This window comes from Archangium sp. (genome assembly GCF_036277355.1).
Lineage (GTDB): Bacteria > Myxococcota > Myxococcia > Myxococcales > Myxococcaceae > Archangium.
On record NZ_DASUNC010000173.1, the window covers coordinates 45115 to 64121 of the forward strand.

Genomic DNA, 19007 nt, shown 5'->3' on the forward strand with positions numbered 1-19007 from the left:
GGTGCAATCGCTCCGTTCAATGCACTCCGAGCTCGTGATCCCAGTCATAGAGCAGTCCGATGAGCTCCGACGTGCATGCGCCGGACACTCGTTGGAATGCACGTGAATCGAGCGTTGCGAGCCGTTCGCGTTGGAAGGTGGGGTCGGCCAACACCTGCCGGTGCTTGAACTCGCGCTCGGCGGCAAGGGCTCGTGGCAGCTGACGGAGGATGGCCTCGAGGCAGTCCTCCCGTGTTGCGCGCGCCATGCGCTCGGCTGCGGTCTCCAGGCGTGCGCGCGTCGATGCTCCTCCTTCCGGGCACCATGCTTCCATGGCCCAACCGCAGGCGGCCATCATCAGTTCATTCAGTGTGTGCGCCGCTCCCGGGTGCTTGAAGAGGTAGCGTACGGACTGGAGCGGCTCCCAGTAACGCAGCACCGCCCGCAGTCTCACCGCCGTGCGCTCCGCGCTCTCCGGACTCGATGAGTGAATGGCGAAGTACAGCGCGCCCCAGGCGGTTTCACGGAAGGAGGCTTCGTAGGCATCCCTCGCGGGAATCGTGTTCTGCCCTGCCAGCGCCTCGTACAAGCTGTTCTTGACGTTGGACACCATATACAGCCGCCAGGCTGGTCGCTCGCGTTGGAAGTCGACCACCTCGTGAGCCACGACCACCTCTCCTGGGGGCACTTCCCGCATCAGCCGGGGAACGGGAAAGGTGCCGTCCCGCAGATACTGCTCGCCGCACGCTGTGCCCTCCTTCGCTGTCTTCTGGTGCACTGCGGGGAACGTGCCATGCAGGAAGGAAGGCAGTTGCAGCGAAGAATCCTGACTGGGTGCCATGCGGGGGCGTCGTATCAAAGCGGCTCATCACCGGGGAAGAGACATGCCCGCAGCAGCGGGAACCTGTGCTGGCGGCACGGTGGGCGGTGGCCTCGAGGGGAATGGAATGACCTGTCCACCTCCTTGGGCGGGAGGTTGCTGTGCCCCGGGAGTCGAACCCATCTGGCCGAAAATCGCACCCGAGAAGAACCCTGTCGCGACATTGCCCGCGACATCGATGACGACGCCCACGGCTCCGCTGAAGGTGGCGAGTTCCTCGCGTCGGCGCACCATGTCCTCCACTGCCTGTGCCACCCACCCGCCGTATTGCTGTAACTCCTGCTCGGTGATCTCTACCCACTGCCCGGCCTCATACGCCGCGGCTTCCGACTCGAAGCGTTGTTGGCTGCGTGTCCATCGGTACTGGACCACTCCTGGCTCTTGAGTCCTCCACTCCAGCCGCCAGATGTACTGGCCTCTCGCGAAGCGAATCAGGACTTCACCGTGGAAGTCCGTGCCTCCCGTGAAGCGTCTGCCGTCCAGGAGCGCTCGATTCAGTGCGGCCAGGTAGATTCGCGCCTCTTCGCGGCCCTCCTGGAGACCCTGCTCGGTCCAGGGTTTGATCTCGAAGAGGACCCGCCTGGAAATATTGGTGATGTCCGGACGTAGGTTGCGCTCATTCGAGTGCAGCAGGGACGTGTCTCCGAGTTCTTTCTCCGAGAGGATCTTCTGGAGTGTGTCCGTGTTGTAGAAGATGCGGTTGCTCGGGTACTTGGCTCCATACATGAAGGCAACCAGCCGATGCGCGGCGTTGCCGAGGAAGAACTCATAAGGCACCTGCGAATCCGGCTTCCGGCCGGGGACGTTGTAGCCCCGCACCGTTGGGCTGGAGGAGGCTCCACCTGTTGGCGGGCCGTCGCTCATGGCCAACAGGACCCGCGGAGGAGTGGGGAGGGATGCTGGGCGGATTCGTGGTGTCCCCCTGCTCCACGCAGCAGGCGACGGCTTGACGGGAGTCGTGGCGCAGCCGGCGAGCACCCACGAAAGGAGCAGTGCCACCCCACCACATCGTGCGGCCCAGGACCTGAACGCGCATCTGACGTCGGCACTCATGGACACCTCCTGTGCTGTTCACCCGGACTCGACTCAGGGAGCAGTAGCGGCCAGCATCCATGAGAGCACCATGTCCTCCCAGGTGAGGTGGTTCAGCCGAGTGGAAACCGCTCGCGTACCCGGCCTCGGCGCCACTCCGCCGCCGTGAAGTCCTTCGAGCCCGGCCGCCTGGCGGGCATTCGAGCGGTAGGGGCTGTAACCCGAGGCTGGCCGCCCGCGTATCACCCGTACCACCAGGGCGGGGCCGTCCGGGAATGCCCGCCTGCCTGGAGGGTTGATGAGAGCCAATCCACGGATGTCCGGCTGGCGAACGGCGGGCCGGTGGGTTAACGGGAGGCGCATGACGCAGCAGCCGGTACGACGTTCGAGCTGGGGGGCCTTTTTCTTCCTCGCGGTGCTGGGGCTCTGCCTCGGCGCGGGCGGGGCCCGGGCGGAATTGCCTTCCACCGCCGTGGCCAGTGGCGCGCCGGACGAGGGCAACAACCGGGTGGAAGCCGCCCTCCTGACGGACGTGGCCCAGGTGAAGGCCGGAGACGCCTTCCGCGTGGGCGTGCGCTTCCGCATGGACCCGGGCTGGCACATCTACTGGAAGAACCCGGGCGAGTCCGGCCTGGCCTCCGAGGTGACGTGGGACACGCCCGGCACCACCGTGGGCGCGCTGCAGTGGCCCGCGCCCTCCACCTTCCGCACCTCGGACGGCTACATCACCACCTTCGGCTACGCGGACGAGGTGCTCCTCTTCGCCGAGGCCCGCGCCTCCGGGCAGGCCCAGGGCTCGTTGCAGCTGTCGGCCGCGGCGGACGTGCTGGTGTGCGAGGTGCACTGTCTGCCCGCGCAGCTCATGCTCACCCGCAACCTGCCCGTGGGCCCCCGGACGCAGCCGGACCCCGAGCACGAGCCCGTCTTCGCCGCCGCCCATGCGCGCGTGCCCGTGGCCCCCGAGAGCTCCGGCCACGGGGTGACGCTCGCGCTCGACACGAAGCCGCTCACCGCCGGCCAGCCCTTCACCGGCACGCTCTCCGTCACGGGCCCCCAGGGCCAGCCGGTGTCCGTGGGGGACAAGGACTTCTTCTACCCCGAGCGCATCCCCGGCATCGCGCGCCTGACCCTGTCTCCCGTGGCGGGCAGCCCCGGCACCTTCAAGCTGGAGGGCGAGGCCGCTCCGGACGTGCCCGCGCAGGAGCCTCGTCTCACGGGCGTGCTGCGCCTGGGCTCGCCCGGCCCCACCGCCCTGACGGTGAGCCTGCCGCTGGCCTCCGTGGTGGCCGCCGCTCCCGGGGCCGCTCCGGTGGCGAAGGCCGTGGCCGCACAGAAGTCCCCGGCGGTGGCCGCGCCCGTGGCCGCCGAGTCCTCGCTGTCCCTGGGGCTGGTGCTGCTCTTCGCCTTCCTCGGGGGCGCGCTGCTCAACCTCATGCCGTGCGTCTTCCCGGTGCTGGCCCTCAAGGCCTACGGCTTCACCCGCACCGTGCACGCCGAGCGCGGCAAGGTGGGCCTGCACGCGCTGGCGTACGCGGGCGGCATCGTGGGCTCCCTGCTGGTGCTCGCGGGCGTGGTGCTGGCCCTGCGCGCCGGTGGCAGCAGCGTGGGCTGGGGCTTCCAGTTCCAGGAGCCCCTCTTCGTGGCCGCCGTGGCCGCGGTGCTGGTGGCCTTCGCGCTCAACCTCTTCGGCGTCTTCAACGTGGGCACGGACGGCACCGCGCTGGTGGAGAAGGTGGACTCGAGCCACGGCTTCGCGCGCAGCGCCGGCGAGGGCGTGCTGGCCGTGGTGCTGGCCACGCCGTGCTCGGCGCCGCTCCTGGGCACCGCGGTGGGCTTCGCGCTCGCGGCGGGCCCGGCCACCGTGCTGGCCACCTTCTTCATGCTGGGCGTCGGCCTGGCGCTGCCCTTCTGCCTGCTGGTGCTCGTGCCCGGGCTGACGAAGTTCCTCCCCAAGCCGGGCGCGTGGATGGAGCGCGGCAAGCAGCTGCTCGGCTTCGCCCTGCTGGGCACCACGGTGTGGCTGGTGTGGGTGATGGGCGGCCTCACGGGCGTGGACGGCATGGCGCGGCTGCTCGCCTTCCTCGCCGTGGTGGGCCTGGGCGCGTGGCTGTACGGCCTGGTGCAGGGCGCCTCGGGGGGCCGCAAGGCCGCGGGCGTGGCGGCGGTGGTGGCCGTGCTGGCGGTGGGCGGCTTCCTCTCGCTGCGCTTCGACGAGACGGGCCCGGCCGTGCGCAAGGCCTCCCTGGTGGCCGAGGCCCAGCCGTGGGACGAGACGGCGGTGGCCGCGGCCCTGAAGGCGGGCCAGCCCGTGTTCATCGACTTCACCGCGGACTGGTGCCTCACCTGCAAGTTCAACGAGCGCACGGTGCTCACGCGCGAGGACGTGCGCGCCGCCTTCGCGCAGCACAAGGTGGCCTTCTTCGTGGCGGACTGGACGCGGCGGGACGAGCGCATCAGCGCGAAGCTGGCCGAGTTCGGCCGGGCCGGCGTGCCCATGTACCTGGTGGTGAGCCCCGCCGCGCCCGACAAGCCCGAGGTGCTGCCCGAGCTGCTCACCTCGGACTCCGTCACCGACGCCGTGCGCCGGGCGGCCGGGCGGGTGGCCGATGCGCGATAGCCACGGCCCCGGCGTTCGTTTCTTCCGCAGTACCCCCACAAGGAGAGCAGAGCGAATGAAGCCTTTCTTCACCGCAGTGGCCCTCGCTGTGATGCTGCCCGTGGCGGCCCTCGCCGCCGATACCGCCCAGGTGGGCAAGCCCGCCCCGGCCTTCACCCTGAAGGACGAGTCCGGCAAGGAGCACTCGCTGTCGCAGTACAAGGGGAAGATCGTCGTGCTCGAGTGGACCAACCCGGGCTGCCCCTTCGTGCAGCGCCACTACACGGCCGACACCATGCAGAAGACGTTCTCGGGGCTGGATGCGAAGAAGGTGGTGTGGCTGGCGGTGGACTCCACCGCGAGCAACACGCCGGACAAGTCCGCGGCCTGGAAGAAGACCGAGGGCTTCTCCTACCCGGTGCTGCAGGACGCGAGCGGCACGGTGGGCAAGGCGTATGGCGCCAGGACGACGCCGCACATGTACGTCATCGATGAGCAGGGCGTGGTGCGCTACGCGGGCGCCATCGACGATGATCCGCGCGGCAACAAGAAGGAGGGCACCACCAACCACGTGAAGACGGCGGTGGACGCGCTCCTGTCCGGCAAGCCCGTGCCGGCCTCCACCACCGAGCCGTACGGCTGCTCGGTGAAGTACAAGAGCTGAGCCTTCGTTGTTGCCGTGAGGCCCTCGTTCCCGGAAGGGGACGGGGCCCGCGCGTGGTACGTGACCCGGAGGGCCCAGCGGACGTCCGCGGAAACTTCATGGCCGCACACGCTTCCGCTGGACCCGCTTTCGGGGGACGTCAGAATCCCCCCCCATGCGGATCGACCGACTCTACGTTCGCAATTTCAAGGGCTTCGAGGAGCGCACCTTCACGTTCCCGCGCTCGTTGGACGCGCCGGCGGACGGCAACGGTTCGTTCCATGTGATCATCGGTCAGAACGGTCGGGGCAAGACGAGTGCGCTGGACGCGCTCGCGGTCGCGGTGGGCAGCTGGTTCCTGGGCGTACGCGGCGAGGACTCCCGCCACATCCGGCTGGATGACGTGCGCGTACGCGTCATCGAATTCCGCGAGACCCAGCGCATCGAGAAGCAGCTCCCCGTTGTCGTCGAAGCCACGGGACGGGTGCAGGGGAAGGATTACACCTGGAAGCGCGAGTTCGCCGGCAAGCGTACGACCTGGGTGAACGCGAAGAACATCAAGACGTCGGCGGAGATCGCGGTCGAGAAGATGCAGCGGGGCGAAGAGGTGACGCTGCCGCTCATCTCTTATTATGGCACGGGCAGGCTCTGGTTGGAGCCGAAGGATGTCCGCGCCGAGGCGGAGGCTCTCAAGGCCGGCCACACTCCGCAGGAGGTGCCGGCACAAGAGACGGAGGAAGACCTCGCCGAAAGCTTCGCATCCCGGCTCGCGGGTTACCGGTTCAGCATCGACCCGCGGTGCAGTCCGCGCGACCTTTTGCGATGGCTCAAGTTCGAGCAACAGATCGCGAACGTGGAGCGGCGGGAGTCCATTCAGTTTCGCGTGGTGAAGCAGGCCATTCAAGATGCCGTGGAAGGGTGCCGCCGTATCGAATACCACCCGAGACTTGGCTTGTTGCTCGATATCGAGGGCCAGCCGCGGCTGCCGTTTGGCGCGCTGAGTGACGGGCAGCGCAACGTCATCGCGATGGTGGGTGATCTCGCGTTCAAGGCCGCGCAGCTCAACCCGCACCTCGATGAGAAGGTCTTGCTGAAGACGCCAGGCATCGTGCTCATCGACGAAATCGATTTGCACCTGCATCCGCGGTGGCAGCGGCACGTGATGGACGATCTCCGGCGTTTGTTTCCGGAGGTGCAATTCATCGCCACGACCCACTCCCCGTTCATCGTGCAGACAGCGCGCGAAGGGGAGCTCATCCCGTTGGATGTCCAGCCCGTGGCGGAAACGGAGAACCTGGGTCTGGAGGAGATCGCCCGGGGGCTCATGCGGGTCGAGCGGCCGGAAGTCAGCCCGCGGTATCGGCAGATGGTCGACGTGGCGAAGAACTACCTGACACTGCTCGACGAGGCGGAGAAAGCACCGGCCGAGAAGCTCCGGGACTATGTCGAGCGGCTGGCGGCGGACATCGCACCCTATGCGGACAACCCGGCGTTCCAGGCCTTCCTCGAGCTGAAGCGGGAGGCGACGCTGGGAGCTCGGCTGGAGGCGATGGCCGAGCAGGTGCAGCCGGGCCGCCATGACGGCGACGGGGAGCGCTGACCATGCGCCCTGTCGAGCGTGGCAACAGTCCCCAGGCACATGACTATGAGAACTATCGGGATGCGTTCCCCGGCCTGGTCTCGAGGCTTGGGGCGTATTGCACCTACTGCGAGCGGCGCATCCCCACGATGCTCGCGGTGGAGCACATCCAGCCGAAGGGGCTGCCGCAGTATGCGGCGCTCATCGGGCAATGGGACAACTTCCTGCTCGGCTGCGTGAATTGCAACTCGACGAAGAAGGACCAGGACGTGAGCCTCGAGCACGTGTTGCTGCCGGATCGCGACAACACGGCCGCCGCGTTCGCCTACACCTCCGGTGGCGAGGTCGTTCCCGCTCACGGGTTGACCGCGGCGCAACAGCAGATGGCCGCTCACACCCTCGCGCTCTGTGGCCTCGACAAAGGTCCGAGCGAAGTGACCGACGAGAATGGACGAATCGTCGCGATCGATAGATACGCCCAACGCATGGAAGTGTGGGGTCAGGCGCTGACGAGCAAGGCTGATCTGGCGCAGAGCCCCACCGAGGGCATGCGCCGCATGATCGTGAAGCTCGCTCAAGCGACGGGGTTCTTCAGCATCTGGATGCAGGTCTTCGACGACGATGTGCAGATGAGACGGATGCTCATCGACGGTTTCACGCGGGAAGGGCATTTCTTTGGCTTCCCCGGGACGGCGCGGAGCTGTTTCGATGCGAACACGCGCCCGGTGACACCTCGGCCAGCCAACGGTCTGGCGCATGGAAGCAAGAGCTGAGCGGGAGCGTGAACGCTCGCCGAGCCCCGTGGCCGACGCGGATGGCCGGGTGCGAGCGAACCGCCCGGGTGTCACCCTCGGGCTGTGCGCCGGGCCAGTCTCCAGGGACCTGGAGTACGGAGTGCTGGCGCCCGGGGCCGTTGTGAGAGTTGGAAGAACGAGCTTCTCGACACCGCCTCCAGGTCACTCGCCTGGAGGCGGCGGAGCAGGAGCCGCCCGGTCGATTACAGGGGACCCCCAATGGTCAGCCGCTCGCGGATGGCGGGCTCGCTCCGCAGGAGGGCCGCCTCGCGGGACAGGCCGTGCACCGATGTCCGGAGTCCCACCTGGTGCGCGGGAGAGTCATGCAGCTCGCCCGCCAGCCACTTCACCGCGTTGACGAACAACCGCCGCATTCCGCGGTCCAGGCGCGCGGTGAAGAGCTCGGGGGAGAATTGCTGCAGCCAGAGCGACTCCGCCGAGAACGGGACGAAGGCATCCCAGGGCACCTTGCCGTCCGGGGACCAGTTGATGTCCACGAGGTGGTGGAAGCTGGTGTCCCAGATGACGCCCCCCCGGGTGCTGCCGTCTGGCTGCTTCTCGGGATCCTGGCGAGCCATCACCGCGAACGAGTCGAAGGACGTCTCCATGATGGGCAGGTGGATGGCCATGGCCCGCACTCCATCGCGGAGCTGCGACTCGTCAAGCCCCGTCACCAGGCTGGCCTTGATGCGCAGCTTGCCTTCGTGCGAATGGGCGGGAATCCAGATGCCGTCCCCGCCGCCCACCCCGTTGAAGATGGGGTGAGGCTTGGCCGGCGTGTCGTACAGCAACTCGGCGGGGACGATCTTCTGCAGATGGCCGGCGGGAGGGCCGGGTGACAGATGCACCCGGACGCGCTCGCGCTGCCCGTTCTGCATGAGCTTGAAGCCGTCGGCTTCCACCCTGGCGGTGTTGGTCGCGTCGTGGGAGAACGCCATGGCCGGACGGAGCGGCTCCTCGGGTTCGGGCTCCACGGGACTGGCCAGCCCCAGCTCCAACATCGCCTGGTAGCCCAGCGGCCCGTGGTCCCACGTGACGTAGATTCCTCCGCCCCGGGCCCGGAACCGCTCCAGGGACTGGATCTCCTTGGCGGTGAATGGAATGCGGTCCTTCCCGAAGTCGGTGGCGATGAGCACCAGGACCGTGCGCTCCGGGTGCGGCAGCTGCCCCAGGGCGAGGAACTCGGGATCCTGTTGTTCGGCGCTCTTACGCACCTCCTGACGCATGCGGCCAAAGGCACCGATGACCGTGTGGCCGGCCTCGGTGAGCGCGTGGGCGGACCGCGAGTAGGTGAAGAGGTTGTCCGATGGCACCGGCGGGAATCCGTAGGGCACCCCCCCGTGGAGCTTGGTGTCCTTGGGCGGGTCGGTGACCCAGAAGATTTCGCCAGTCGAATAGTAGATGACGTCTGCCATGAGTGTCTCCGGTTGAATGCGTGTGCACCAGGCCCTGGATTCTTCCTGGTACGCATCAACCTGCCATCTGGCGGTGCGTGGGTGATGTGATCGCCTTCACGCGTCCGCGGTGAGCACGATCACAAGGTCCGGAACGTGCCGTGTCTATTCTGGCGTGGAGCCATTGGCTCCAATCCCTCACGAGGACACCGGACATGACAGCCATTCCAAGATTGCGGCGCTCGAACAGATCCACCTCCAAGCTCGCCTCGGCGAACACTGCGGACACCACGCCCACGCCCCTCACGTTCGTGGATACCCCTACGATGGACTACGTCGCGTGGCTGAGGAACAGCGGTGCGAGAATCGCGGCCTTCGAATCAGACCCCTCCCGGTACATGGTGGCGGTGGTGGGCTCCGGCGCGGCGGGTCTTTCCGCCGCGTACGAGCTGCTCCGTTGTGGCGTGGACGTCACCGTGTTCGAGGCCACGGACCGCATCGGCGGGAGGCTGTTCTCCATGAAACCAGGGGATGGGAGCCTCTTCGAGATGGGAGCCATGCGCTTCAGCCCCTCCGAGCGGCTCCTGCACTACTACGCCAACGTGTTCAACGCCTCGGGCGCATCGACAATCATTTTCGAGGAAGCGCTCTTCCCGGATCCGGGAGAGAACCTCACGTACATCACGTTCCAGGGCAGTACGTATCTCTACCGCCCCGATGAGCAGAACGAGCTCCCGCCGAGCTACTCCATCGTCGAGAAGGGGTGGAAGGCCTGGTACGAGAACGGCTTCACGAGCAAGGACGAGAAGATCTCCCTGATCGCGCCGAAGCAGCTCACTCAATGGCTGGCCGAAGACCCGCGAGGCAACGCCGGGAGAATCCGCGAGGCCTGGTCCGCCTATCTCCAGGCGTTCGGCAACTCCAGCCTGTACGAGGCGATGCAGCGTATCTTCACGGATGAGAACGCCCCGGGCTGTACCCAGTGGAAGAGGATCGACTTCGAGTTCTTCGGCGCGCTGGGAACCGGGTTTGGCGGCTTCGACGCGCTGTTCCCCATCTGCTTCCTGGACATCATGCGGTTCGTCATCAACGCGGTGGACGCTGAACATCATGCCATCACCACCGGCGTGAGCAGCGTGGTGGACGGCTTCCTCGAGCAGCAAATCGAGCTGCCGGGGAAACCGGCGGACCGCGTGAGGAACCATGTACGGACGCGGATGCCCGTGACGGCCATCACGCGGGCCGGGACGGGTCTACGGCTCTCCTTCCAGGACAAACCCTCGGAGGAGTTCGACCGCGTCATCGTCGCCACCTCGCACCGGGCCATGGAGCTGACCCTGGGACTCGCCAACAACGGTTCCGGCCGACTGCTCGAGACAGACGTGACGGATGCGCTACGGCGGGTGCACCTCGAGTACTCGTCCAAGGTGTTCGTGGAGACCCAGCGGTTCTGGGCGTCAGCCGAGCCGCAATGGCCGCGCAACGTGGTGGGCGACACCCTGCTCCGCAATCTCTACACGCTGGATTACGGCACCGGCCGCCCAGGGGTGCTGCTCTTCAGTTACACCTGGGCAGACGACTCCCAGAAGCAGGTGACCTTTACCGATCCGCAGGACCGGCTGAATCTGCTTCTCAAGGACCTGGACACCATCTCCCCGGCGTTGGCGGCCACCGTGGCGAGCTCCATCGACCGCTCGACGGCGCGATTCATCGATTGGCAGAACACGCCGTACTACTTCGGCGCGTTCAAGCTCAATCTTCCTGGGCAGGACGCGTACGTTCACTCGCTCTTCTACGACTTCCTCAAGGTCGGGAGCAGCTTGGATGGCAAGGTGTACCTGGCGGGAGACAGCGTGTCGTGGATGGGGGGGTGGGTGGAGAGCGCCTTCCAGACCGGCCTCAACGCCGCTGCCGCAGTGGCGAAGTCCCTGGGCGGCAGCCTGACCGCCGCCAGTGACAGCCCCTTCCAGCAGCTTCGTCCGGACGACTACCACTACGGAAGAGCGGTGGTGAGGGGCACGGACTCCACGCCCGAGCGGCTCGCCATCGGCTGAGCCCTGCGGGCCGGGCCCTCCTCACCTCATCTGGGAGGGCCTCGGCCAACTCGGGGTGAGGTGCGGAGGAATGCGGCGGTACTGGCGTACTTCACCCAGGGCCGCGTCATCCGGCGCATTCTTCACCAACCTACACCTGCCAGGGGGCCACCGCGGCAGGCTCAGTCGCGGCGCCGGAAGTGGGCGATGAGGAGACCCAGTGTCCGCAGCCGGGAAGCACTCAGCTCGCGCAACGAGCGGATCAACCGCTTGAGCTGTGGCGAATCCCGCTCGGAGGGCGGCGAGTGCGTCAACGCGGAGTCGATCCCGAGCAGCTGATCCGTGGGGACGTGCAACACCAGGCTCAATCGCCGCAACGTGAGCACGCTGGGGAGCAGTGCACCTCGCTCGATCCGTCCGTACACCTCCTGGGAGAGGTCGAGGCGCTCGGCCACGTCGTCTTGTGTAAGTCCCGCTCGTAGCCGGGCTTCGCGGGCCGTATTGCTCAGTGCCTTCGAGAGGAGATTCTGCTCGGTCACGTTCCACCCCAAAAGAACAACGCTCCACCGTGGGCTGCTAGGCACCGCGGGGAGCGTTGAGTTGGCGCCCCGCCATGACGCGGGTACGCCGGTACTGCCCTTGGGAGGGAGGCCACGAAGTTCACTGCTGGCAGTCAGTGGGTTTTCTGTCCTACTTCGTGAGTCCGTATAGGAACATGACTTTTCCGGTCATGCAAGCGCTTTGGTTCACGGCAGGAGGGATTGCGCCTTCCGGGCCGTCGCGGCGACCGGCAGGTAGCACTTGCCCTGGTACTCGGCCTGGTTCTTGAGACAGGGGGGACGCTTTTCCAGCGCCATCCAGCACCCGCCATTGATCTCCACCTCGCCCTCGTCGGCGAAGCAGGGTGCCTTGGCCTGGTTGCGGAAGGGGCCTCCGGGCATGGGATAGGCGATGGCCACCTCACCCCGATCGTGCTTGTTGATCATGAGGGGCTCATCGAGCCGGGCCGCGGCCTCCGCGGCCACGCCATGGGCCGTGCGGGGCTCGTGCTCCGGGCCCTTGCCGGGTCCGGTGATTCCCAGCCAGAGGCCCACGCCGAGAGCTACAGAGGCCAGTCCCGCGAGGGTGCGCCCGTGCCACGAGCGCAACCACCGGCGCGAGCGTCCGAGCCACCTGCGCACCCGTCCGATGGGCTCGCGGGTCAGGTGGGCGCGGGCCTCGGCGTTCTGCTCCAACCGCTCGACCGCGGAGGTCAGTAGATCGAGCAGCTCCGACAAGGCCGGCAGCCGGCCCGAGGCCGGGGCGTGCCCCACCTCCAGCGCGACGTAGGGGGGCGACACGTGCGAGGAGGCGGAGATCCGCCAATCCTCCGTGGGCTCCCAGTCCGAGTGCCGGTCGGGCATGAGCACGAGCGCCGAGGCCCCGGTGTGGACGTTGTGTGCCTCGTAGAGACGGCCCAGGCCCGATCCGAGCTCCTTGTGCTTGAAGCGCCTGCCGAGGTGGAACGGCCCCAGTCTTCCGCCCTTGAATGGTGATTCGTCGGCCATGTGCGGCCTCCTTCCGTTCGCCTTTCTATCACCTCGCGAAACGGGAGGCCGCACCTCATCTGGGAGGTCACCTCATGAATCACGTCGTCTGAGACGCTCCAGTTCGGCTCGAGCCTCCGTGAGGCGCCGCTCCAACTCCTCGCGCCGCCGAGTCTCTTCCGCCAGTTGACGGGCATCCTCGTCCGCTCGCCGTTCCAGCCCCTCCACTGTCTCCCGCAGCCGGTCGATGAGCTCCTCGTACTCCAGCAGCAGCGCGCTCCCCGCCCAGAAGCGCAACCGTCCCTCCTCCACCTGCAGCTCCAGCCCCAGCACCTCCGAGCTGAACCGGCCTCCCTCCGAGACGATGGGGACGTACTCCCTCGCCTCGGGCGAAGGCAGGCGGTACCCGTACAACCGCTGACGAGCCCGGTCGAAGATGAAGTATTCGGGGATGGCCACCCGGGCGTAGCGCTCCACGTTGTACTCGGCGTCCTTCTTCCGGTCTCCGCCGACGTGGACCTCCAGCACCCAGTCCAGCCCCTTGCCCTCGTGGCTCACCACCCACTTGCTGCGCGGGTGCGCCTCCGCGTCCAGCACCACCACCAGGTCCGGCGCGAAGCGGCGCTCGGCGGGGTAATACACGGGTAGCTCCGAGCCCACGTACACCCGCCGCCGTTGCCGCGAGAAGTACTCCTTGAGTGCCAGCAGCGCGCCGATCTTCGCCTGGGAGTGGAGGTCTCCCTCGGGCATCGCCATCTCGTCCCACGTCACCTCCCCGGGCAGCTCCTCCACCACCCGGGCCCTCTCCGCCTCGTTCATCCTCGCCCACTCTTCCCGCGAGGGCGCCCGGGGAAAGGCGTCCGCCCGCGGCTCTTCGTCACGTGCCATGCCCTCAGGGTGCGGCACATGACCTGTCCGGTCAATCTCCCCGACGCAACCCCCTGAGCAAGCGGTGGGCCAGATGACACAGACATCCCGCTCCGAGTGAGCGGTGACGCAGAGCGCGGTGCGGCCGGTCCCTTTCGGGGCCGGCGCGTCTCATCTCACGGACACTCGGTGCCGCTCTCGCGCCCGGTCATCAGGGGTGAAGGAGCGTGAGGTCGCTGGGGTGGTCTCGGTGAGTTCTGGCCGGTTGCACCTTCCGGCCGCGGGCGGTTCCAACTGGTCCGATTGTCGGACCAGTTGCTCGAGTTCGGGCCCGGAGGCCGCCCGCATCGCCTCATTGCTTCGTGAACGTGCCGAAGCGCTTCGTGGACACTCCGCCTGCCTGGCGTGGACAGACCCCATGTCCGTGGGCCTGGTGTGTAGAGTCGAGGTTCATGAGCGAGGCCGAGTGGGCGGAACGCTGCGAGGATCCCGCGGACTGGGAATACTTCGACTGCCCACGGGAATGCCGATGAGGTGGCGCACGCCGCTTGTCGTCCTGCTCGGGCTGATGCTGGCGGTCCCCCTGGGGTGGTTGCTTCGGACGGCGACGTCTGGCGAGCACCCGCGGGCTCCAGCACCACGGACGATTCCGATGCTCTCTCTCGAGGAGCGCCGCAGCCTGCTGTCCTATGAGCGTTCCTGCCAGCAACCCGAGGACTGCGAGTCTCCACTCGCATGCTTCTTCAACTCGAGGCGCGGAGAGCGCTACTGCACCGACAGCACGTGCATGACGGATTCCCAGTGCCCGGAGGGGTTCGCCTGCCGTGCACTGGCGCTCGGGCGCGAGGGTCCCTCCCTTCGCCTGTGCGCGCTGGCCGGGATGCGCAAGGAGGGCGAAGCCTGTCACGCCCTGCCAGAGACGCCACGCGAGGGGTGCGAGCAGGGACTCGTCTGCCAGGGGTGGTGCGGCCGACACTGCCGTGTGGATGAACCCGCGAGCTGTCCCGAGGGCTTCTTCTGCGGCGAGGGCCCCAACGGTGCCTCTTGCCTGCCCACGTGTGAGGGCCGCTCATGCCCCGAGGGGCAGCGCTGCATTCGGACCGGAGAGCGAAGCTCGGTCTGCGCTCGGGTTCACGGTGAGGACTGCCAACGAACACCCTGCTCCGAGCCGCAGCGGTGCCTCGTGGATTACGCCCCGCACCGGCCGGGTGAAGTCTGGATGCGGTGTGTCTCCCGCTGTGGCGGGAACGAGCCCCCCTGTCCCGAGGGGCTCGTCTGCCATGTCTTCCGTTGCCGACAGCCCTGCGACCCGGATGTTCCCGAGGGATGCGGTCCCTTCCAGCGCTGCCACCGCTCCTCTGGATCCGAGCCGTGGGTCTGCCGTCCGGACTACTGAGGTGTCCGGGTGCTACCAGGCGCGTCACAGGGGCCCATCCGGCAACAGGCACGTGCATTCCCGCATCGCCGAGCTGGCTCTCGGACGAGCGGAGGGCGAGCGGCGGGGCGTGTGCTGGTCCCTTGTCGGGTGGCGGGACGCTTCGGACCTTTGCCTCATCACCGGGCCTCGTGCGGTGGCGTGCGAGGTCCCTCTGCGATGGGAGCGAGCGATGGCGGAGAATCAGGGCGGACCGGACAAACGCATCATGAATCCACGGGCGGACCAGGACGCGGAGAAGCTGCGGAAGGAAGCCCGGCACGAGGAGGAGGGGGAGCAGCGCCGGGACGTGGTGGACGCGGATGTGGGCGGAGGGACGGGGTGAGGGTCTCTCCATGACGACATCCCCATCCGCGGAGTCCTTCTGGCCCTGGCCCGAGGGAGACACGGCGCACGTGCCGTACCGTGTCTTCACGGACCCGGAGCTCTTCCAGCGTGAGCAGGAGCGCATCTTCCAGGGGCCCACGTGGAGCTACGTGGGGCTGGAGGCCGAGGTGCCCGAGGAGGGCAGCTTCCGCACCACGCACATCGGAGACGTCCCCGTCATCCTCTCGCGCGCGAAGGACGGGCAGGTGCACGTGCTCATCAACCGCTGCTCGCACCGGGGCGCGCTGGTGCTGCACGAGGCGTGCGGCCAGCACAAACGCTTCAACTGCGTCTACCACCAGTGGGGCTACGACCCGGACGGGACGCTGCGCGCGGTGCCCTTCAGGAATGGGGTGCAGGGGCAGGGGGGCTACCGCGGCGTGGACGTGGACATGAAGGCGTTGAGCCTGCGGCGGCTGCGGGTGGAGGTTCTCAACGGGCTCGTCTTCGCCAGCTTCCGCGAGGACACGCCGCCGCTGCGCGAGTACCTCGGAGTCGTCTGGCCGCAGCTCACGCGGGTGTTCGATGGGCGGAAGCTGCAGGTGCTCGGCTACCTGCGCCAGCGGGTGCGGGCCAACTGGAAGCTCTATTTCGAGAACGTGAAGGACCCGTACCACGCGGGCCTGCTGCACCTCTTCGTGGCCACGTTCGGCCTGTTCCGCTCGACGCAGCGGGGCGAGACGCTGGCGGAGCCGAGCGGCTGCGGACACCTCGTCTCGTACAAGGGCGGAGCGGAGGAGCACCGCGAGGAGTACGAGCAGCAGGGCATTTCGACGTACCAGAAGGGCTACCAGCTGCGCGCGCCCGAGCTGATGCGCAAGTTGCCGGACTTCAAGGACGACATCGCGGTCTCCATCCAGACGGTCTTCCCGAGCCTGGTCATCCACCGCATCTCCAACAGCATCGCCACGCGGCACGTGCTGCCGAGGGACGTGAACGACTTCGATCTCATCTGGACGCTGCTGGGGTACGCGGAGGACACGGTGGAGCTGCGCAACCAGCGCATCCTCCAGGCGAACCTGGTGGGGCCCTCGGGGTACATCTCGCTGGAGGACGTGGAGGCGCTGGAAATCGTCCAGCGCGGCATCCAGGGCGAGCGGGGGGACGCGGCGTTCGTGGCACTCGGGGGGACGCAGGTGCAGTACGGCGAGCCGGAGCGGGACCTGGCCAACGAGACGGCCATCCGCGGCTTCTGGAAGACGTGGCGCACGTTGATGGGAGTGTGACGAGCATGGGGGACCCGACCATCCGCTGCACCGTGGAGGACCTGCTCTACCGCTACGCCGAGGCCCTGGATGACGGTGAGCTGGAGCGCTGGCCGGCGCTGTTCGTCGAGGGCGGGCAGTACCGGCTGATTCCTCGGGAGAACCACCAGAAGGGGCTGCCGGTGAGCCTCATCCTGTGCACGAGCCGGGCGATGATGGAGGACCGGGTGGTGGCCATCCGCAAGGCGTGTGTCTACACGCCGCACGTCTGCCGGCACCTGCACACGAACGTGCGGGTGGGCGAGGTGGAAGCGGGGCACGTGGAGGCGCGGGCGAACTACGCGGTGTACCGGACGACGGAGGATGGCGAGACGGTGCTGCTGAGCGTGGGGCACGTGGAGGCGCGGGTGGAGCTCGGGCCGGAGCCGCGCTTCGAGCGGATGGACGTGGTGTACGAGACGTTCCGGATCCCGGGGCTGCTCGTGTACCCGATTTGAGCGAGGGGGAGCCGGATGGCGCGGGTGTTCTACGACGCGGACGCGGACCTGGGGCGGCTGAGCGGGTTGACGGTGTCCGTGTATGACTATGGGAGCGTGGGGCGGGCGCAGGCGCTGAACCTGAGGGACTCGGGGGTGCGCGTGGTGGTGTGCGAGCGCCCGGGAACACCGGCGGCGGCGTGCGCGGAGGCGGACGGCTTCGGGTGGGTGGACGCGGTGGAGGCGGCGAGGCGCGGAGACGTGCTGGCGCTGCTGGTGGCGGACCTGTCGCAGGCGGAGCTGTTCCACCGGGCGGTGGAGCCGAACCTCACGCCGGGCAAGATGCTGCTCTACTACCACGGCTTCGCCATCCATTACGGGCTGGTGCGGCCACCGGCAGGAGTGGACGTGGTGATGATCGCACCGAACGGCCCGGGGGACCTGGTGCGCAGGACGTACGTGGAGGGGCAGGGCGTGCCGTGCCTGGTGGCGGTGAAGCAGGACGCGACGGGGCAGGCGCTGGAGCGGGCGCTGGCGTACGCGAAGGGAATGGGCGCGACGCGGGCGGGAGTCCTCGAGACGAGCTTCCGGGAGGAGACGGAGACGGACCTCTTCGGGGAGCAGGCGGTGCTGTGCGGAGGAATCACGGCGCTGGTGCACGCGAGCTACGAGACGCTGGTGGAAGCGGGGTACTCGGAGGAGGTGGCGTACTTCCAGGTGTTGCACGAGCTGAAGCTGGTGGTGGACCTGATGTACGAGCACGGCATCTCGGGGATGCGCGAGCGCATCAGCGACACGGCGCTGTACGGGGACCTGACGAGGGGCCCGCGAGTGGTGGACGAGGCGGTGCGAGCGAGGCTGAAGGAGATACTCGGGGAGATCCAGGACGGTCGATTCGCGAAGGAATGGATTGAGGAGAACGACGCGGGCCGGCCGAATCACCGGAGGCTGCTCGAGGAAGGCAGACGTCATCCCATCGAGGAAGTAGGCCGCCGCTTGCGAGCGATGATGCCGTGGTTCCACAAACCCTGACCGAGCCCAACCCAACCAGGCCAGAACTGCGTCAATATCCCCTCGCCCTCCGGGAGAGGGACGGGGTGAGGGTATCGAGGCTCCCGGGTTCCCACCGGAGGGCCTCCCGAGAGGAACAGTGCCCATGGCTGGAATGCGCGAGGACTACATCGAGCGAATGATCGAGCGGCTGGTGGCGGCGCTCGCGGCGATCCTCAAGGCGGGCAAGGCCCAGAAGACGGAGGAGGCGCTGGACCTGGTGCACCAGACGAGCCTGACGCTCTTCGGGATGGAGTACCGGATGCTCATCACGATCGACGCGGGCTCGGTGGCGGGGCTGCTGGAGCACCCGGAGAAGCTCAAGGCGCTGGCGAAGCTGGTGAGCGCGGAGGCGGAACTGCTCCAACAGCGCGGAGACACGGAGGCCGTGGCGCACCGGCTCGGACATGCGCTCGCGCTGCTCCAGGAGGCGCAACGCAGGAGGAAGAACCCCGACCCGGAGACGGAGGAGCTGCTGCGGGACGTGCGGGACAGGCAGTCGCGGCTCGACGCGTCGTAACGACGGGCGCCCAGGTGTACCGGTTGGTACAGTGGGGTGTCCCGGATGGTGCATGCTCCGGGAGCGGACAGGCGCCCACCCGAGGAACCAGCGTCCGGCACGGAGAATGCTACGCTCCCAGGTGCGCCTTCTCCCGGGGCGCGTCGTGGAGGCATGCATGCGCGGGCTCCTCATCCTCGCCATCTCGTTGTGGGCCGCGGGCGCCATCGCCGAGGAACCGTCGCGCCGTCAGGAGCCCCGGGCCGCCATGCTCGAGGCGCTCGAGGCGCAGGCCACGCTGCCGGCGCAGCTCCCCCGGCTTCCGGAGGAGGCCTCCCCGGTGGCCGAGTCGGCCCGGGAGACCGCGACGCAGGGTGCTCGCCAGGACGCGGCGGCCCGGACGCGCGGTGAGGCCGCCGAGAAGGCCCGCCGCGAGGCCTCGCAGCAGGCCGCGCGGACTCCGCCGGGGCAGAGCCTCGAGGCCGCCCGTGCCGCCGCGTTGGGCGCCGCGGGCGGGGGCCCGGAGGCGCAGGATGCCGCGGGCCGCTCCCGTTCCGAGCACGTGCGCAAGAACAAGGACCCCAAGCCCGACAGCCCGGGGAACGGACGGCCGAAGGAGCCGGAAGTCCTCCTCCGCGGCCCGTGATAGAAAG

At 68.0% G+C, this 19007-nt stretch carries 17 protein-coding genes; 11 read left to right on the forward strand and 6 right to left on the reverse strand.

The window, feature by feature from the left end; all coding sequences use genetic code 11:
* Positions 1-16: 16 nt before the first annotated feature.
* Together VFZ09_RS42970 and VFZ09_RS42975 are read right to left on the reverse strand one after the other, a co-directional pair.
* Positions 17-820: a hypothetical protein gene (locus VFZ09_RS42970; protein ID WP_329733618.1), complete on the reverse strand. Its 804-nt coding sequence runs from the start codon at positions 818-820 to the stop codon at positions 17-19.
* Between the two features lie 27 nt (positions 821-847).
* Positions 848-1636, reverse strand: coding sequence for a hypothetical protein (locus VFZ09_RS42975; RefSeq protein ID WP_329733619.1), 789 nt, complete (start codon positions 1634-1636; stop codon positions 848-850).
* A 616-nt stretch (positions 1637-2252) separates the two neighbouring features.
* Here VFZ09_RS42975 and VFZ09_RS42980 point away from each other — a divergent pair.
* The 4 genes from VFZ09_RS42980 to VFZ09_RS42995 all read left to right on the forward strand — a co-directional run bounded on the left by VFZ09_RS42980 (position 2253) and on the right by VFZ09_RS42995 (position 7482).
* Entirely contained in the window at positions 2253-4508 is a 2256-nt protein-coding gene (locus VFZ09_RS42980) for a protein-disulfide reductase DsbD family protein (protein WP_329733620.1), read from the forward strand.
* Between the two features lie 55 nt (positions 4509-4563).
* Positions 4564-5151, forward strand: a complete 588-nt coding sequence (locus VFZ09_RS42985) for a thioredoxin family protein (protein ID WP_329733621.1) — start codon at positions 4564-4566, stop codon at positions 5149-5151.
* Between the two features lie 154 nt (positions 5152-5305).
* Positions 5306-6730 (forward strand): AAA family ATPase, encoded by a 1425-nt coding sequence (locus VFZ09_RS42990; protein ID WP_329733622.1) that lies wholly within the window; start codon positions 5306-5308, stop codon positions 6728-6730.
* 2 nt (positions 6731-6732) lie between these two features.
* On the forward strand, positions 6733-7482 hold the full coding sequence (locus VFZ09_RS42995) for an HNH endonuclease (RefSeq protein WP_329733623.1): 750 nt from the start codon (positions 6733-6735) through the stop codon (positions 7480-7482).
* A 224-nt stretch (positions 7483-7706) separates the two neighbouring features.
* On the opposite strand, the gene VFZ09_RS43000 is transcribed toward VFZ09_RS42995, so the two are convergent.
* A complete protein-coding gene (locus VFZ09_RS43000; protein WP_329733624.1) occupies positions 7707-8918 on the reverse strand; it encodes a hypothetical protein in 1212 nt (403 codons plus the stop codon).
* A gap of 305 nt (positions 8919-9223) precedes the next feature.
* Here VFZ09_RS43000 and VFZ09_RS43005 point away from each other — a divergent pair, with 305 nt between their 5' ends.
* On the forward strand, positions 9224-10951 hold the full coding sequence (locus tag VFZ09_RS43005; RefSeq protein WP_329733625.1) for an NAD(P)/FAD-dependent oxidoreductase: 1728 nt from the start codon (positions 9224-9226) through the stop codon (positions 10949-10951).
* Positions 10952-11112: 161 nt separating this feature from the next.
* On the opposite strand, the gene VFZ09_RS43010 is transcribed toward VFZ09_RS43005, so the two are convergent.
* The 3 genes from VFZ09_RS43010 to VFZ09_RS43020 all read right to left on the reverse strand — a co-directional run bounded on the left by VFZ09_RS43010 (position 11113) and on the right by VFZ09_RS43020 (position 13344).
* Positions 11113-11469, reverse strand: a complete 357-nt coding sequence (locus tag VFZ09_RS43010) for a helix-turn-helix transcriptional regulator (protein ID WP_329733626.1) — start codon at positions 11467-11469, stop codon at positions 11113-11115.
* 207 nt (positions 11470-11676) lie between these two features.
* Entirely contained in the window at positions 11677-12477 is an 801-nt protein-coding gene (locus VFZ09_RS43015) for a hypothetical protein (protein WP_329733627.1), read from the reverse strand.
* A gap of 72 nt (positions 12478-12549) precedes the next feature.
* On the reverse strand, positions 12550-13344 hold the full coding sequence (locus VFZ09_RS43020) for a Uma2 family endonuclease (protein WP_329733628.1): 795 nt from the start codon (positions 13342-13344) through the stop codon (positions 12550-12552).
* Positions 13345-14930: 1586 nt separating this feature from the next.
* Here VFZ09_RS43020 and VFZ09_RS43025 point away from each other — a divergent pair.
* From VFZ09_RS43025 to VFZ09_RS43050, 6 genes are all read left to right on the forward strand, one after another.
* Positions 14931-15083, forward strand: coding sequence for a hypothetical protein (locus tag VFZ09_RS43025; protein WP_329733629.1), 153 nt, complete (start codon positions 14931-14933; stop codon positions 15081-15083).
* 10 nt (positions 15084-15093) lie between these two features.
* On the forward strand, positions 15094-16350 hold the full coding sequence (locus tag VFZ09_RS43030; RefSeq protein ID WP_329733630.1) for an aromatic ring-hydroxylating oxygenase subunit alpha: 1257 nt from the start codon (positions 15094-15096) through the stop codon (positions 16348-16350).
* Between the two features lie 5 nt (positions 16351-16355).
* Complete coding sequence (locus tag VFZ09_RS43035) at positions 16356-16826, forward strand: aromatic-ring-hydroxylating dioxygenase subunit beta (protein ID WP_329733631.1); 471 nt, start codon at positions 16356-16358, stop codon at positions 16824-16826.
* A 15-nt stretch (positions 16827-16841) separates the two neighbouring features.
* Entirely contained in the window at positions 16842-17837 is a 996-nt protein-coding gene (gene ilvC, locus VFZ09_RS43040; protein WP_329733632.1) for a ketol-acid reductoisomerase, read from the forward strand.
* Positions 17838-17961: 124 nt separating this feature from the next.
* On the forward strand, positions 17962-18375 hold the full coding sequence (locus tag VFZ09_RS43045) for a hypothetical protein (RefSeq protein ID WP_329733633.1): 414 nt from the start codon (positions 17962-17964) through the stop codon (positions 18373-18375).
* 157 nt (positions 18376-18532) lie between these two features.
* Positions 18533-19000 (forward strand): hypothetical protein, encoded by a 468-nt coding sequence (locus VFZ09_RS43050; protein ID WP_329733634.1) that lies wholly within the window; start codon positions 18533-18535, stop codon positions 18998-19000.
* Positions 19001-19007: the final 7 nt, after the last annotated feature.